The organism is Blastococcus sp. SYSU DS0753 (assembly GCF_054051175.1).
The window spans coordinates 65,805-81,302 of record NZ_JBJHAT010000001.1 but is presented as its reverse complement, the minus strand read 5'-3'; the positions used below and the strand labels follow the sequence as shown (position 1 = coordinate 81,302).

13 protein-coding genes and 1 riboswitch are annotated in these 15,498 nt (G+C 75.0%); of the genes, 9 read left to right on the top strand and 4 right to left on the bottom strand.

Annotation, left to right across the window (positions count from 1 at the left end; genetic code table 11):
• Positions 1 to 37: 37 nt before the first annotated feature.
• Entirely contained in the window at positions 38 to 1,570 is a 1,533-nt protein-coding gene (locus ACI799_RS00380) for a DUF2252 family protein (RefSeq protein ID WP_456612075.1), read from the top strand.
• Here ACI799_RS00380 and ACI799_RS00375 read toward each other — a convergent pair.
• Entirely contained in the window at positions 1,561 to 2,634 is a 1,074-nt protein-coding gene (locus ACI799_RS00375) for a YihY/virulence factor BrkB family protein (protein WP_456612074.1), read from the bottom strand. The two genes, ACI799_RS00380 and ACI799_RS00375, sit on opposite strands and share 10 nt — an antisense overlap.
• Before the next feature lie 83 nt (positions 2,635 to 2,717).
• On the opposite strand from ACI799_RS00375, the gene ACI799_RS00370 reads away from it, so the two are divergent.
• The 4 genes from ACI799_RS00370 (at position 2,718) to ACI799_RS00355 (ending at position 8,104) form a co-directional block, all read left to right on the top strand.
• Positions 2,718 to 3,188, top strand: a complete 471-nt coding sequence (locus ACI799_RS00370) for a heme-degrading domain-containing protein (protein ID WP_456588284.1) — start codon at positions 2,718 to 2,720, stop codon at positions 3,186 to 3,188.
• A 99-nt stretch (positions 3,189 to 3,287) separates the two neighbouring features.
• Positions 3,288 to 3,887, top strand: coding sequence for a TetR/AcrR family transcriptional regulator (locus tag ACI799_RS00365; protein WP_456588285.1), 600 nt, complete (start codon positions 3,288 to 3,290; stop codon positions 3,885 to 3,887).
• 5 nt (positions 3,888 to 3,892) lie between these two features.
• A complete protein-coding gene (locus ACI799_RS00360; protein WP_456588286.1) occupies positions 3,893 to 6,082 on the top strand; it encodes an MMPL family transporter in 2,190 nt (729 codons plus the stop codon).
• Positions 6,083 to 6,298: 216 nt separating this feature from the next.
• On the top strand, positions 6,299 to 8,104 hold the full coding sequence (locus tag ACI799_RS00355; RefSeq protein WP_456612073.1) for a helicase-related protein: 1,806 nt from the start codon (positions 6,299 to 6,301) through the stop codon (positions 8,102 to 8,104).
• Here ACI799_RS00355 and ACI799_RS00350 read toward each other — a convergent pair whose 3' ends face one another.
• Positions 8,105 to 8,983, bottom strand: a complete 879-nt coding sequence (locus ACI799_RS00350) for a mechanosensitive ion channel family protein (protein ID WP_456600184.1) — start codon at positions 8,981 to 8,983, stop codon at positions 8,105 to 8,107.
• Positions 8,984 to 9,193: 210 nt separating this feature from the next.
• Between ACI799_RS00350 and ACI799_RS00345 the strand changes: the two genes are divergently transcribed.
• The 3 genes from ACI799_RS00345 (at position 9,194) to ACI799_RS00335 (ending at position 11,263) form a co-directional block, all read left to right on the top strand.
• Positions 9,194 to 9,532 (top strand): WhiB family transcriptional regulator, encoded by a 339-nt coding sequence (locus tag ACI799_RS00345; RefSeq protein ID WP_456588289.1) that lies wholly within the window; start codon positions 9,194 to 9,196, stop codon positions 9,530 to 9,532.
• Positions 9,533 to 9,575: 43 nt separating this feature from the next.
• Positions 9,576 to 11,039 (top strand): protein adenylyltransferase SelO, encoded by a 1,464-nt coding sequence (locus ACI799_RS00340; RefSeq protein ID WP_456588290.1) that lies wholly within the window; start codon positions 9,576 to 9,578, stop codon positions 11,037 to 11,039.
• A 68-nt stretch (positions 11,040 to 11,107) separates the two neighbouring features.
• On the top strand, positions 11,108 to 11,263 hold the full coding sequence (locus ACI799_RS00335) for a hypothetical protein (protein WP_456588291.1): 156 nt from the start codon (positions 11,108 to 11,110) through the stop codon (positions 11,261 to 11,263).
• A gap of 35 nt (positions 11,264 to 11,298) precedes the next feature.
• On the opposite strand, the gene ACI799_RS00330 is transcribed toward ACI799_RS00335, so the two are convergent.
• Positions 11,299 to 13,179, bottom strand: a complete 1,881-nt coding sequence (locus ACI799_RS00330; protein WP_456612072.1) for a protein kinase domain-containing protein — start codon at positions 13,177 to 13,179, stop codon at positions 11,299 to 11,301.
• Positions 13,180 to 13,412: 233 nt separating this feature from the next.
• Between ACI799_RS00330 and ACI799_RS00325 the strand changes: the two genes are divergently transcribed.
• A complete protein-coding gene (locus tag ACI799_RS00325) occupies positions 13,413 to 14,159 on the top strand; it encodes an SDR family oxidoreductase (RefSeq protein WP_456600182.1) in 747 nt (248 codons plus the stop codon).
• Between the two features lie 22 nt (positions 14,160 to 14,181).
• Here the strand turns inward: ACI799_RS00325 and ACI799_RS00320 are convergent, their stop codons facing one another.
• The gene (locus ACI799_RS00320) at positions 14,182 to 15,066 is read right to left on the bottom strand and encodes a hypothetical protein (protein WP_456588294.1); all 885 of its coding nucleotides are present in this window, start codon (positions 15,064 to 15,066) and stop codon (positions 14,182 to 14,184) included.
• 254 nt (positions 15,067 to 15,320) lie between these two features.
• Positions 15,321 to 15,468: riboswitch (cyclic di-AMP (ydaO/yuaA leader) on the bottom strand.
• Positions 15,469 to 15,498 lie beyond the last annotated feature (30 nt).

The following is a 15,498-nucleotide window of genomic DNA, read 5'->3' as shown; positions in this document are numbered from 1 at the left end:
CGTGCCTGGTCGGGGCGCCGACGGGTAGCCGAGGACCATGGACTCCCCCACTCAGCTCAGCACCGCCTCTCGCCACGAACTCCTGCGCCTGGCCCGGGAGCACGGGATCCCCGGCCGCAGCCGGATGGCCAAGGAGCAGTTGGTCGCCGAGCTGCGGCAGCGGGAGCAGCCGGAGCCGCTGCACGAGACCGAGCGGCCCGGCGCGGGCCGGCAGCAGATCAGCTCCCGGGTCGACGCGTTCCGCCGGCTCGCCGAGGCGCGGGCGGCCGGCGAGATGGTGCTGATCCCCCGCATGCTGACCGGCAACGACCGCCGGGTGCACGTGCGGGAGACCGTGCGCGAGGACCACGAGACCCGCATCGCGAACGGCGACCTGGAGGCGCGGGCGAAGTTCGACAAGCTCGCCGGCTCGGTCTTCCACTTCTTCCGCGGCACGAACCTGCTCTTCTACCGGGACCTGGTCGGCGAGGACGCCCGGCTGCCCACGGTGCTCGCGCTCGGTGACGTCCACCCGGGCAACTTCGGCGTGATGCCCAGCTCGGACAACGTGCCGATCTTCGGCGTCAACGACTTCGACGACGCCTACTACGCGCCGTTCACCTGGGACCTCAAGCGGGGCGCCGTCGGCTTCCTGCTGGGCGCGGCCGAGAAGTCCGGCTCCGGCCGGAAGAAGCAGCGGGCCATCGCGGAACGGTTCGTGCGCGGCTACGCGGCCGGCATCGCCTCCTACGCCGCCGACGGCCGGGAGCAGACCGAGCAGCTCCGGCTCGACAACGCGCCGCCCCTGATCCGGCGGCTGATCGCCGGCACGCTGGAGACCAGCCGCGCCGACTGGCTGGCCGGTCTGCTGGACGAGACCAGGAGCGGCTTCCGGACCGACGAGGAACTGGTGCCGGTCAGCAGCCGCCGGCAGGAGTTCCAGGAGCTCGTCGACCGCTACGTGGCCGAGAACGAGGTGGCGGTGCCCGAGCGGGCCGGTGCGGTGCGGGTCAAGGACGTCGCCGAGCGACGCGGCGCCGGCACCGCCTCGCTGGGCCTGACCCGGTACTACGTGCTCGTCGCCGGGGTGCGCGACGACGGGACCGACGACCTCCTCCTGGAATTCAAGCGCGCCCGCCGCTCGGCCCTGTCCGGGCTGGTGCCGCCGTCGGGCTACGAGGTGGACGGCGAGGGCGACCGCATCCGGCACGCCCAGCGGGTGCACCTGGTCAGCGGGGACGTCTTCTACGGCAGCGTCGACATCGACGGCCGGAGCTTCATGGTGCGCGAGCGGGCACCGTTCCGCGACGACATCAGCCTCGGCTCGCTCTCGACCGGCGAGTGGAAGCAGTACGCGGAGATCTGCGGCCGGGTGCTGGCGCACACCCACGCGATGTCCGACGAGACCGGCAACGTCGACTACGACGTGGAGCCCGCCATCCTGGACGCGATCGGCAACCGGGACCTGTTCGTCGACGACATCCTGCGGTTCGCCGAGGAGGCGGCCGCCCGGGTGCGCCGGGACCACGAGCACTTCGTCGCCGACCACGCGTTGGGCGCCTTCCGGAGCGTAGACGTCGTCTACCGCTGACCGCGCTCCGGTGCGCGCTCGACGGAGGCCCCCGCGTGGTCCTGCGCGACGTCGCCGGGAAAGCCCTCCGCGTCGGCCGGCCGGGGCCGGGCGCCCTTCCGGAACGAGGCCTCCACGCGCTGGAAGCCCTTGTACCGCTCGCTGCGCGCGTAACCGGTGTAGGCCCGGACGTCGGCCGCGGTGAGCTCCACGTCGTCGGTGAACGGGGTCAGCAGGGAGCGGGGGTAGAGCCGCCGGTGCCGGACGACGTTGATCTCCGCGGCCAGCACGACGACGAGCGCCTGCAGGTAGATCCAGACGACCAGGCCGAGGATCACGCCGAAGACGCCGTAGACGTCGGTGGAGCGCGTCACGTACGTGCCGAAGTAGTAGGTGCCGAGCACGTGCAGCAGCTCCCAGAGGACCGCGGCGACGACGGCACCGACGGCGACGTTCCGCCAGTCCAGCTGGCGGGCGGTGAGCACCTGGTAGACCACCAGGAAGATCCCGACGTTGATCGCCAGGCCCGCCAGCGTGCCCGCGGCCGCCACCACCGGCCCGGGCACCGGCAGCGCGCCGGAGAAGGTCGACACGAAGGCGGTCAGCGCGGTCGACGCCACCGCGGCCAGGCCGAGCGCCACGACGAGCAGCAGGCTGCGCAGCCGGGACAGCAGGGGGTTCGGCTGGGCGAAGCGCGGCACGGCGTAGATGCGGTTGAGGGCCGCCTGGGCCGCCTGCATGACGCCGAGCCCGCCGTACAGGCTGCCGAGGATGCCGATGACCAGCGCCACGCCGCTCCCCCGGAAGGTGCCGATGTTCTCCACCAGCGCGGGGCCCAGCAGCGGGAAGTCCGACAGCGCGGACTCGAGGATCCGCTGCTGGAGCGCGGGGTCGTCCTGCAGGAGGAAGCCCAGCACGGAGGTGAGCATCAGCAGCAGCGGGAACAGCGAGACGACGCCGTAGTAGGTGATCAGCGCGGCGAGGTGCGGGCCGCGGTCGTCGGCGAACTTGTAGGCCACCGCGAGCGGGAAGCCCACCACGCGATGCCGGGCCTGGAACGCGTCGAACCGCGCGACGACCGACATCGGTGCACCCCTCCCTCGTCGGCGGCTACCCACGACCCGCCTGCGCACTCGCGACCGCGGCGGATCCCCCGTAGGAAGAGGGCATGTCCGAGTCCTTCCCCACGCTCGCCGAGCTCGCCGCGGAGGAGGAGCGCCTGCAGCTCACCTCCTTCACCAACGAGGACGCGTGGGTGCTCGGCTGCGCACTGGTGGCCGCCGCGAGGCGCGATGCCGCCCCCGTCGCCGTCGAGATCACCCGCAACGGCCACCGGCTCTTCTCGGTCGCACTGCCCGGGGCGACGCCCGACAACGCCCACTGGATCGAGCGGAAGTCCCGGGTGGTGCACCGGTTCGGGCACAGCTCGCTCTACGTCCGGCAGGCCAGCATCGAGCGCGGCACCACCTTCGAGGCGGAGTTCGGGCTCGACCCACAGCACTACGCCGCGCACGGCGGCGCCTTCCCCCTGCTGGTGCGGGACGTCGGCCCGGTGGGTGTCGTCGCCGTCTCCGGGCTCCCCCAGCTGGACGACCACCGGATGGTCACCGCCGTCCTCGCCGAGCACCCGGGGCGCTGATCCCGGTACCGGTCGTCGCCCGGCCGGCGTGACGGACACCACCGACCGAAGTGGTCGGTACACCTACCGATCCGGTCGGTCGCGCGTAACCTGCATTCCGTGGCGCGACCGTTCCGGCAGCAGGTGGACGAGGGCATCCTCGACCACGCCGCCGCCCTCTTCGCGCGGCGCGGCTTCGCCAAGACGTCGGTCCAGGACGTCGCGGACGCCGTCGGGTTGTCCAAGGCCGGGCTGCTGCACCACTTCCCCAGCAAGGAAGCGCTCCACGCGGCCGTGCTGGCCCAGGCCGGCGCGCTCGGCCAGCGGGTGCTCGACCAGGTGGTCGACCTGCCGCCGGGCCCGGCACGCGACCGGCTGGCGCTGGACGTGCTCGTCGACATCGCGCTGGCCCACCCCGGGTTGGTCGCGCTGCTCCTCGCCCCGCTGACCCAGGGGGGCACCGAGGACGCCGGGCCCGAGGTCGAGACCGCCGTCGCGGCGGCTCTGGAGGCCTTCGGCGTCACCCCCGGCGCGCTCGGGTCCGAACGGGCCATCCGGGTCGTCGGCGCGCTCACCGCGCTGGCCGTGCTCACCCTGACGGCCCGGCAGCACGACGGCACCACCGCGTGGCGGCCCCTCGTCGTCGCCACCTGCTTCGACGCGCTCGGCCACCACGGGGCCGGCGCCGCTCCTCCCGCTACCGACCAGGTGGAGGCCTGATCCCCATGGCTGTCTTGTTGTCCCGGCTCGGCGCGTTCGCGCACCGCCGCCGTCTCCCGGTGATCCTGGTCTGGCTGGTGGTCCTCGTCGCCGGCGGCGCGGGCGCCGCGACCCTCGCCGGCGAGACGACGAGCTCCTTCTCCATCCCCGGGCAGGAGTCGACCAACGCCCTCGAGCGGATCGGCGAGGAGTTCGGCGCCGGCGGTGAGGGCGCGACCGCCCGCGTGGTCGTGCAGGCGCCGGAGGGCGAGACCCTCACGACGCCCGAGAACGCGCCGGTCGTCGGGGAGCTCGTCGCCGAGCTCGCCGAGCTGCCCGGCGTGGTCGACGCCACGAACCCGCTGGACCCGGCGGCGCCGGCGGTCAACCAGCAGCAGAACACCGCCTACAGCACCGTCACCTACGACGCGGCGCCGGGCGAGGTCACCCCCGGGCAGCAGGAGGCGCTGCTCGAGGCGGTCGACGGCGCGCGGGAGGGCGGCTTCACCGTCGAGGTCTCCGGGGAGGCCACCCAGGAGGCGCCGCACGTCGGCGGCCCCGCCGAGGCCATCGGCGTCGTCGTCGCGCTGGTCGTCCTCGCCGTCACCTACGGCTCGCTCGTCCTCGCCGGCCTCAACCTGCTGACCGCCCTCGTGGGCGTCGGCATCGGGGTCCTGGGCATCACCATCGCCACCGGCTTCACCGACCTCTCCTCGACCACCCCGACCCTCGCCGCCATGCTGGGGCTGGCCGTCGGCATCGACTACGCGCTCTTCATCGTCAGCCGCCACCGGCAGGAGCTGCGGGCCGGCGCCGACGTGGGCACCGCGATCGCGACCGCCGTCGGCACCGCCGGCTCCGCGGTGGTGACCGCGGGGCTCACCGTCGTCATCGCGCTGACCGGCCTGGCCGTCGTCGGCATCCCGTTCCTCACGCAGATGGGCGTGGCGGCGGCGCTGACCATCGTCGTCGCCGTCCTGATCGCGCTGACCCTGGTACCGGCCGCGCTGAGCTACCTGGGGTACCGCGCCCTGCCGCGCGCGCAGCGGTCGGCCGCGCAGGAGGGCGCGGGGGGCGTCGCGACCTCGCACCGGCGGGGGCTGCTCGCCGGGTGGGCGGACACCGTGACCCGCCACCGCATCCCCTCGCTACTCCTCGCGGTCGTCCTGCTGGGCGCGATCGCCGTGCCGTTCTTCTCGATGCAGACCACGCTGGTGCAGACACCCCCGGCCGACAGCACCCAGGCGCGCGCCCAGCAGCTGCTCGCCGACGGTTTCGGCGAGGGCTTCAACGGGCCGATCACCGTGCTGTTCGAGGGCGCCGGGGCCGCGGAGTCCGCCGCGCAGGTCAGCGGCACGATCTCCACGCTCGACGACGTCGCGCTGGTGACGCCGCCGGTGCCGAACGCCGACGGCAGCGCCGCCCTGCTGACCGTCATCCCCGAGTCCGGCCCCACCGACCCGGCGACCGAGCAGCTCGTGGCCGACCTGCGCGCCGAGTTCGCCGACCTCGACGGCGTGCAGGCGTCGGTCACCGGGCAGACGGCGGTCAGCGTGGACGTCGCCCAGAGCCTCGACGAGGCTCTGCCGGTCTACCTCGCCCTCGTGGTGGGCCTGGCGCTGGTGCTCCTCGTGCTGGTGTTCCGCTCGCTGCTGGTGCCCCTGGTCGGCGTGCTCGGCTTCGTGCTGACCATCGGCGCCTCGCTCGGCGCCACCGTGGCGGTGTTCCAGTGGGGCTGGCTCGCCGCCGCGGTCAACCTCGACACCACCGGGCCGCTGATCAGCCTCACGCCGATCCTGGTGATCGGCATCCTGTTCGGGCTGGCGATGGACTACCAGATCTTCCTGGTGTCCCGGATGCACGAGGCGCACGCCCACGGCGTGGCACCCCTGCAGGCGATCCGCACCGGGTTCCGCCAGGCCGCGCCGGTCGTCGTCGCCGCCGCACTGATCATGTTCTCGGTCTTCGCCGGGTTCGTGCCGGCGGGCGAGGCGACCATCAAGTCGATCGCCTTCGCCCTGGCCGCGGGCATCCTGTTCGACGCCTTCGTCGTCCGCATGGTGCTCGTCCCCGCGGCGCTGGCACTGCTGGGCGAGCGGGCCTGGTGGCTGCCGCGGTGGCTGCGCTGGCTGCCGGTGCTCGACGTCGAGGGCTCAGCGCTGGAGAAGTCGGCGCCTCCGCAGGACCGGGAGTCGGTCGGCGCAGCCCCGCGCTGAGCCCATCGCTCCGGTCCTCGAACGGCCCGCCTGCACCGCAGGCGGGCCGTTCCCCGTCCGGGCCCTCCGTCGCGGCGGCGACCGCCGGCGCCGCCTCCTCGCCACGCCACTGGTCGACCCCCGGGCATGGATCGGTGACCGTGGGTGTTGGGTGTGGATGACGGTGCGCCTCCGTGAGGCACACGACCCAGACTTTTCACACACGAAGGACCACGTTTGCCTGACACCCACGCCCAGCCCGCCACCGTGCGCCGCCGGGAACGCTCCGCCGGCCGCCAGGCCGCGGCGCGCGAGACCGACCGAGCGGCCGCCCGCGAGGAGAAGCGCGCCCAGCAGAGCTGGGTCGAGGGAGCCGCGCCCGAGCTGCCGGCCCGCGCGACCCGCCCCGAGAACGTCGTCTTCCACCTCGGCCCGACCAACTCGGGCAAGACCTACGAGTCCCTGCAGGCGCTGGCCGCCACCGGCTCCGGCGTCTACGCCGCCCCGCTGCGCCAGCTCGCCCACGAGGCCTACGCCAAGCTCTCGGCCGAGCTGCCCGAGGGCACCGTGGGCCTGTCGACGGGCGAGGAGGAGATCGACCCGTTCGCGCCCATCGTCTGCTGCACGGTGGAGAAGGCGCCCGACCGCGGCGAGATGCTGGTGCTCGACGAGGCCCACTGGGTCACCGACCCCGACCGCGGCCACCACTGGGCGCGGCTCCTGCTCACCGGCGAGTACCGCGAGATGCACCTGATCTCCGCTGCCGAGGCCTACCTGGTGCTCAAGCCGCTGGTCTCCGACGCCGAGCACGTCGAGGTCGTCAACCACAAGCGGCTCTCCCGGCTGGACGTGCTCCGCGCGCCGGTGCGACCGGCGAACGTGCGGCCGCAGACCCTCGTCGTCGCGTTCTCCCGCAAGGCCGTCTACGCCGTCGCCGCGGAGCTCGACCAGCACCGGCCCGGCAAGGTGGGCGTCCTCTACGGCGCGCTCCCGCCGGCCACCCGGCGCGAGGTCATCGAGCGGTTCACCAGCGGCGAGCTCGACGTGCTCGTCACCACCGACGTCATCGGCCACGGCATCAACGTGCCGGCCACGACCGTGCTGTTCGCCGAGACGACCAAGTTCGACGGCCAGGAGATGCGGCCGCTGCGCACCTGGGAGGCCGCCCAGATCGCCGGGCGGGCCGGGCGCTACGGCCTGACCGGCCACGGCGCCGTCGGCATCCTCATCGGGGTGAGCGGGCTCAAGCCGATCGCCTCGCTGGTCGGCGCCGGAGCCGCCGTGGCCCGCGGCGACGAGATGAGCGACCTGCCCAAGCGCGCGCCCCGGCTGCGGCCCGAGCTCGAGGACCTCGGCGCCTTCGAGGCGGTCGACCTCCCGGAGGCACTGACCCGGTGGATGGCCTGGGCGCGGGCGGCGACCCGCGACGAGGCGATGACCGCCGACGACGTCACCAGCCTCGTCCTGCGGGTACACGCCCTGCTGCCGCTCCTGCGCGGTCCGCTGGGCGCGGCCGGCGACCTGACCACCGTGTGGCGGCTGGTCAACCTCGCCATCGACTACAACCCGCCGCGCCGCACCCGCTGGCTGGTGCTCGCCAAGGCGGCGCTGCAGCACGCCGTGGGGCTGCCCGTCCCGCCCGAGACCGTGCTGCCGGACGTCCCCCGCGGCGGCACCGTCGAGGAGTACGAGCAGGCCGCCGCGGCTGCCCGGGACGCCCAGACCCTGCTCCGCCAGTTCCCCGGCGTCGCCGGCCTGGACAGCGAGGACGCCGCGTGGGTCGAGGAGGAGTGCGCCGAGATGATCACCGAGCTGCTCCCCGACGCCATCGCGCTGGGCCGGTCCGGGAAGTGCGTGGAGTGCGGCAGCGCGATCGCGCCGTGGTTCACCACCTGCCGGCCCTGCAGCGCCCCCGCGGGTCGCGGCGGCGGCGAGCGGGACCGCCGGCCGAGCCCGGGCGGCCGCCGGACCGCCAGTCGCGCGGCCGGCCGCACGCTCGGCGGGCGGCAGGGCGGTCCCCGGGGCAGGTCTCGCCGGAGCTGATCAGCCGGGCCGCCCGCCCCCCTCCCCCGCCGGCTGCTCCGCCCCGGTGCCCTCGGGGAACCACAGCACCCGCTGCGGGAAGGGGATGGAGATCCCGGCCGCGTCCAGCGCCGCCTTCAGCGAGATGGCGACGGCGCTGCGCACCCGCCAGCGGCTCGCGATGTCGGCCGGGTGCCAGTAGCGCACGGCGACGTTGATCGAGGAGTCCGCGAACTCCTCCACCCAGACCTCGGGCGGCGGGCTGGCCTGCACCTCGTCGGTGTCGCGGCACGCCCGCAGCAGCACCTGCCGGGCCCGCTCCAGGTCGGCGTCGTAGGGCAGCCCCACGGTGAGCGAGGTGCGGCTCACCGGCGTCTGGGTGTAGTTGATGATCGGGTTCTTCAGCACCTCGGCGTTGGGCAGGTACACGACCAGCCCGTCGTAGGTGCGCAGGACCGTCGTCCGCAGGTTGACGTCGTCGACCACGCCCTCGTGGTCACCGCTGCCGATCTGGTCGCCCACGCGGAAGGGGTGCCGGACCTGGAGGAGCACCCCGGCGATGAAGTTCTGCAGGATGTCCTGGGCGGCGAAGGCGATCGCGATACCGCCCACGCCCAGCGCCCCCAGCAGCGGTCCGATCTGCACGCCGATGAGGCCCAGCGCGTAGACGGCCCCCGCCGCGGCGATCAGGACGCTCGCGAACCGGCCGACCACGCGGCCGATGTGACGATCGCCCTCGCGGTCGATCGCGCGGACCAGCACCCGGCGGACGACGGCGGCCAGGGCGATGCCGAGGACCAGCGCCAGCAGGGCCGCGGTGGCCTCCTGCCACGTGATCGCGTCCGTGACGAGCTCGTCCTCGGCCGCCAGGAGTGGGATCAGGGCATGCTGTCCGGCCACCCCCGGAGGCTAGGCAGCGCCCGCGTATCCCGCTGCGCGACACGGGTCGGCGACGGCGACAGGACACAACTGGCCAAACGGACGAGACGGTTTCGTACGGATTCTGCCAGTGCCGACGCGACACCTCCTCCGTAACGTCACAGGTAGCAAGCAGGCCGTACCGGTCCGTCACCGCGCCTGCCACCGGCCACCGTTCGAGGAGCTTCCCCCGTGTCTTCCTTCTCCCGCCCCGTCCTCACCCTGGTTCCCGGCTCCGCCACCGAGCACCTCGCGCCGATCGACGACGCCCCGGCCTGGCCGGTCCTGCCGGCGGCCGACGACGCGTGGCGGCTCGACGCGCTCTGCGCCGAGACCGACCCGGAGGCGTTCTTCCCCGAGAAGGGCGGGTCGACGCGGGACGCCAAGCGCGTCTGCACCGGCTGCCCGGTGCGGGCCGAGTGCCTGGAGTTCGCGCTCGCCAACGACGAGCGGTTCGGCATCTGGGGCGGCCTCTCCGAGCGGGAGCGCCGCCGGGTGCGCCTGCAGCGCCGCGACACCATCAGCGCCTGATCGTCCCCGGCCGCCCGCCGGTGATCCTCGTACCCTCGGAGGGGTGACCTCCGCGCCGGTACGCACCGTTGCCCTGGACGACCGCTTCGCACGGGACTTCCCGGAACTGGCGGTCCCCTGGCGGGCCGAGGAGGCTCCCGACCCGCGGCTGCTGGTGCTCAACGAGCCGCTCGCCGCGGAGCTGGGTCTGGACGCCGCATCGCTGCGCAGCGCCGAGGGCGTGCGCCTGCTGGTCGGCAACCTGGTCCCCGACGGCGCCACGCCGGTGGCGCAGGGCTACGCCGGGCACCAGTTCGGCGGGTTCACCCCCCGCCTGGGCGACGGACGCGCACTCCTGCTCGGTGAGCTCACCGGCCCCGACGGAGCGCTGCGCGACCTGCACCTGAAGGGCTCCGGCCGCACGCCGTTCGCCCGCGGCGGCGACGGCCTGGCCGCGGTGGGCCCGATGCTGCGCGAGTACGTGGTCAGCGAGGCGATGCACGCCCTCGGCATCCCGACGACGCGCGCCCTGGCCGTGGTGGCGACGGGCCGCCCGGTGCGCCGCGAGACCCTGCTGCCCGGCGCCGTGCTCGCCCGCGTCGCGAGCAGCCACCTGCGGGTGGGCAGCTTCCAGTACGCCACCGTCCTGGGCGACGTCGAGCTGCTGCGCCGCCTCGCCGACCACGCCATCGACCGTCACCACCCCGACGCGGCCGGCGCCGAGCACCCGCACCTCGCCCTGTTCGACGCGGTGGTCGCCGCCCAGGCCGAGCTGGTCGCCCAGTGGATGCTGGTCGGCTTCGTGCACGGCGTGATGAACACCGACAACACGACCATCTCGGGCGAGACCATCGACTACGGCCCGTGCGCCTTCCTCGACGCCTACGACCCGGCCACCGTCTACAGCTCCATCGACCACAGCGGGCGCTACGCCTACGGCAACCAGCCCGCGGCCGCCCAGTGGAACCTGGCCCGGCTGGCCGAGGCGCTGCTGCCGCTGCTGTCCGACGACCAGGACCGGGCCGTCGCCCTCGCCGTCGAGTCGCTGGGCCGCTTCGCCCCGCTGTACCAGACCGCCTGGACCGCCGGGATGCGCGCCAAGCTGGGCCTGCCCGACGACGTCGAGGACACCGTCGTGCGGCCGTTGGCCGAGGAGCTGCTGGCCTTGCTCGCCCGGGACCACGTCGACCTCACGGCGTTCTTCCGCGGGCTGGGGTCGGCGGCGCGGGGGGACGTCGAGCGCGTCCGGCTGCTGTTTCTCGACCTGGCCGGCATCGACGACTGGCTGGGGCGCTGGCGGGCGCTCGCCCCCGACGCCGCGGCCATGGACGGCGTAAACCCGGCGTACATCCCGCGCAACCACCTCGTCGAGGAGGCCCTGGACGCGGCGACCGACGGCGACCTGGCGCCGCTGGAGCGGCTCCTGTCCGTGGTGACCGCCCCCTTCGACGAGCGGCCGGGGCTGGAGCGCTACGCGGAGCCCGCCCCGCAGGACTTCGGCGCCTACCGCACCTTCTGCGGGACCTGAGCACGGGACCGGAACCGCCGGCCCCGTCGCGACGGGTTCACCCCGGCCGCGCCGGGTAGTCGCGATCCGTGCCACGAGAGATGGACCCCCGGGACCCGGACACCCTGTACGCCGAGGGGCCGGTGGCCCCCGAGCCTCCCGACGACGACGTCCCCGACACCTCTCCCCTGCCCGACTCCGGCGGCACCGGTCCCGGGCCGGACGACCTCGACCGGCTGCTCTGACGGCCGGCCGACCGGCCGGTGCCGGTGCCGGTCAGTCAGATCCGGGCGGCGGGCGCCACCTCGTCGCCGGCCGGCTCCGTCGCCGTGGCGGGGGCGTCGTCGTCCTCGTCCTCCGGGGCGGCGGTCTGCTCACCGGCGTCCCCGTCGTCCTCCGGCGGGGTGGTGGACTCGGTGTCCCCGTCGTCCTCCGGCGGGGTGCTGGGCTCGGCGTCCCCATCGTCCTCCGGCGGGGTGCTGGGCTCGGCGTCCCCATCGTCCTCCGGCGGGGTGCTGGGCTCGGCGTCCCCGTCGTCCTCCGGCGGGGTGCTTGGCTCGGCGTCCCCGTCGTCCTCCGGCGGGGTGATCGGCTCGGTCGTGCCCCCGTCACCGTCGGGCGGGCTGCTCGGCCCGGCGATGACCTCCCCGTCCTGCGGCGGGGTGCTCGGGCCGGCGGCATCCCCGGCGGGGGGCGTCGTGGGCGTGCCCGTCGCCGGATCCGCGCTCTCCTCCGCCGGGCCGCGGGTCGACGCGCCGCTCGGCACCGGCTCCTCGGCGACCGGCACCTCCGGGGCAGGTGCCACGGGCTGGGGGCGTCCCACCGGGATGGCACCCCCACCGGTCGACGGCGCCACCTCCGGAACCGTCACACCCGGCCGGACAGCGACACCGAGACGCACCTCGTCGCCGGGGAGCAGCATGCCGGCGGCCGGCTCGAGGCGGGTCACCGTGCCCGGGGCCTGCTCCGCGGTCACGTCCTCCTCCTGCCGCACCGTCAGCCCGAGCGCGCCGAGTTCAGCGGCCACCTCGGCGGCCGGGCGGCCGAGGTACTCCGCCGGCGCCAGCACGACGCCCGCGGCTGCCGAGGGGGTCGAGACGGCGCCGGCGGACCGGCCGGCGCCCGCGTCCCCACCGGGATCCGGGATGATCCACAGGGCGCCGCCCCCGAGCAGGAGGAACGCCGCCAGCGGCGTCGCGACGGCCAGGGCCGGACGGCGGCCGGCCCTCCCGGGCGCCGCCCGGGTGCCCCGGGACGGGGGGCGCGCCGCCCGCACCGGGCGCGTGACCAGCGGCCGGCGACCCGGTGCGGTCCCCGCCGGTCGGTGGATCGCCTCCTCGATGGCCGACAGGAAGGCGCCGCCGTCCCGCGGCCGCTGCGCCGGGTCCTTGACCAGGGCGGCGTCGATCAGGGCGCGCACGCCGGGCGGCAGCTCGGCGGGAAGGGGCTCGGGGTGCTCCTGCACCTGCTTGAGCGCGACCGTGACCGGGTTGTCGCCGTCGAAGGCGGCCTGGCCGGCCAGCGACTCGTAGCCGACCAGACCGAGGGCGTAGACGTCGCTCGCCGGGCTGACGTGCTCGCCCCGGGCCTGTTCGGGCGACATGTACTGGGCGGTGCCGACCACCTGCCCGGTGCCCGTGATCGGCGCGCTCCCCGCCGACCACGAGATCCCGAAATCGGTCAGCTTCACCGTGCCGTCCCGGCCGAGCAGGATGTTGGCCGGCTTGACGTCACGGTGGACCACGCCGGCCCGATGGGCCTCGGCCAGCCCGGCCGCCGCCTGCCGCAGCAGCGAGAGCGCGGCGGCGGTGTCCAGCGATCCCACCTCGGCCAGCCGGGCCGACAGCGGAGGCCCCTCCACGAGCTCCATCACCAGGTAGGCCAGCCGCTCGCCGGTGTCCTCGGCGGTCGTCTCCCCGTAGTCGAGGACCGCGGCGATGTTGGGGTGGCTCAACGCCGCCGCGTGCCGGGCCTCGGAGCGGAAGCGCGCCACGAACTCCGGGTCGTCGGCGTACTCGCTGCGCAGCACCTTGACCGCCACGGACCGGTGGAGCTGCAGGTCGCGCGCCCGCCAGACCTCACCCATCCCGCCGACGGCGATGAGCTGCTGCAGCTGGTAGCGGCCGTCCAGGCACCGTCGGCTGGTTCCGGCCGTGGTCACTCCCGAGTCCCCTCGTGTCGGTGCCGAGAGGGCGCCTCCGCGCTCCCCCGTACTCGTACGTCCTGCAGGTGTGCCCGCCCGGAGGGGGTCTGAACCCCGGCGGAGCCGACGAGGTGGAACCCGGCCGGCCCCACGCGCCGCCGCGGTGCCGGCCGCGGATCCGCCTGCGGGCTCTCGTACCGTGCGTGCCGGCCGGCCGCAGCGGCTTGCCGCACCGATCGACAGGAGCACCCATGAACACCGGCGTCGTCCTCATCACCGGCGCGAGTTCCGGCCTGGGCGAGGAGATGGCCCGGCAGTTCGCCGCCCGCGGCCACGACCTGGCGCTCTGCGCCCGGCGCACCGATCGGCTGGACGCCCTCGCAGCGGAGATCCGCTCGGCCACCGGCCGGCGGGTGGAGACCGCGGCGCTCGACGTCACCGACGCCCAGGCCGTGCCCACGGTCTTCACCGCGTTCGCCGCGGCGTTCGGCTCGATCGACCGGGTGGTCGTGAACGCCGGCCTCGGCAAGGGCGCGCCCCTGGGCACCGGCCGGGCCGAGGCCAACCGCGAGACGGCGATGACGAACTTCGTCGGCGCGCTGGCGCAGACCGAGGCGGCGCTGGAGATCTTCCGCCGCCAGGGCCGCGGGCACCTCGTGCTGATCTCCTCGATGTCGGCGCTGCGCGGCATGCGCCGGTCGATGACCACCTACGCCGCCACCAAGGCCGGGGTCGCGTCCCTCGCCGAGGGGCTGCGGGCCGAGCGGATCCCCGGCCTGGACGTGTCGGTGATCTACCCCGGCTACATCCGGTCGGAGATGAACCAGCACGTGCAGCAGCGGACCCGGTTCATGGTGGACACCCCGACGGGCGTCCACGCCATGGTGACCGCCATCGAGGCCCGGCGGGCCACGGCCTACGTCCCCGCGTGGCCGTGGGTGCCCATCGGGCTGGCCATGCGGGTGCTGCCGCTGTCCGTGGTCCGCCGGCTCACCTAAGCACGGCCGCGGGACGGCGGGATCAGTTGTAGTTCACGTGCACGTGGTCGAAGTGGTTGGCCGTCGCGCTGCCCCGGTTCTCCATCGCCTGCCACGAGCCGCCGGGGGACGAGAGCATCCGCTGCTGCCAGATCAGGTAGTCCACGCCCAGCTCGGCCCAGTGGGCGCGGTGGTAGGCGACGATCGCGTCCCCGAGGGCGGCGTCGGACATCACCATGTAGTCCAGCGCCAGGCCCGAGGGGTGCCCGCCCGGGTCGGCGGCGCTGGCCCGGGTGCCGCCGAGGGTGATCCCCGCGGCGCCGGGCACGTTGCTGACCACCGCGTCGGCCGCGGCCTGGGTCTGCGGCTTCACGCTGCCCGCGGTGTTGGAGATGCGGGCGACCGCCGTGGCCGCCACCGAGGCGGCGGTGGTGGCGGCGGCCCGGGCCTCCTGCGTGGGCGTCGCCGCGGCGGGGGCCGCGGCCGCCCGCTCGGCGGCTGCGGCCTCCTCCGCTGCCTTCTCCTCGGCAGCCTTCGCCTCGGCCTCGGCGCGGGCGGTGGCCTCCGCCTCGGCCTTCTGCCGGTCGAGCTCGGCCTGGTCGGCCGCGGCCTGGGCCTGCTGGGCCGCGACCTGCTCGGCCTCGCGGCTGCTGCGGCTGGCCGCCAGGTCCTGCAGCGGGGCGAGGTCCTCGGCGACGTCGACCGGGCCGGAGCGGGAGGTGAGCCCGAGCTCCTGGGCGACGCTCACCGACTGCGAGGTGCCGGCCTCGGCCTGGGCGCCCGGGTCCACGCCGACGAGGGTGTTGACCAGGAGGGCACCGGCGGCGGCGACCCCGAGGTAGAACGCCGGACGGCGGAGGCCCGAGGGCGGGCGACGGCGGAGGGCGAGCGGGCCACGACGGCCCGAGGTGGTGGTGCGGGGATCCATGGGTTCGGGGTGCTCCGTTGGTGCGGCGGGGTCGGCCGGGCGAGGCGGACCGCGAGGGATGCGGGCTGCGGACCGGCGCCGGGTCGCGGGGCCACCGGGCACCGGCGGCTCGGCCGGCGGTCATCGCTGGTGGGGGCGACCGGCGGGACGCCGGGTGCGCGTGCGGTCAGGTCCGGGGACGCACCGGGGGGCGGCGGTGCCGGCGGGCGCGGGGTGGTGCGGCGGTGCAGGGGCGCGCCATGCGGCGGCTCTCCGTTTCTTCCGTCGTGCCGCCTACCGGGTTAGCTGACGGATTCGGACGGGAAGCAGCCCTACCCGCACCGGGACGTGCCCGGTGCGCGATTCACCCCAGAACTTCGGTGGGTCCCCGGCTCGCCCGCAGCTCGAAGGCGGCGGGCGACTCGGCGGCGCCCGGCAGACCCTCCCCGGATG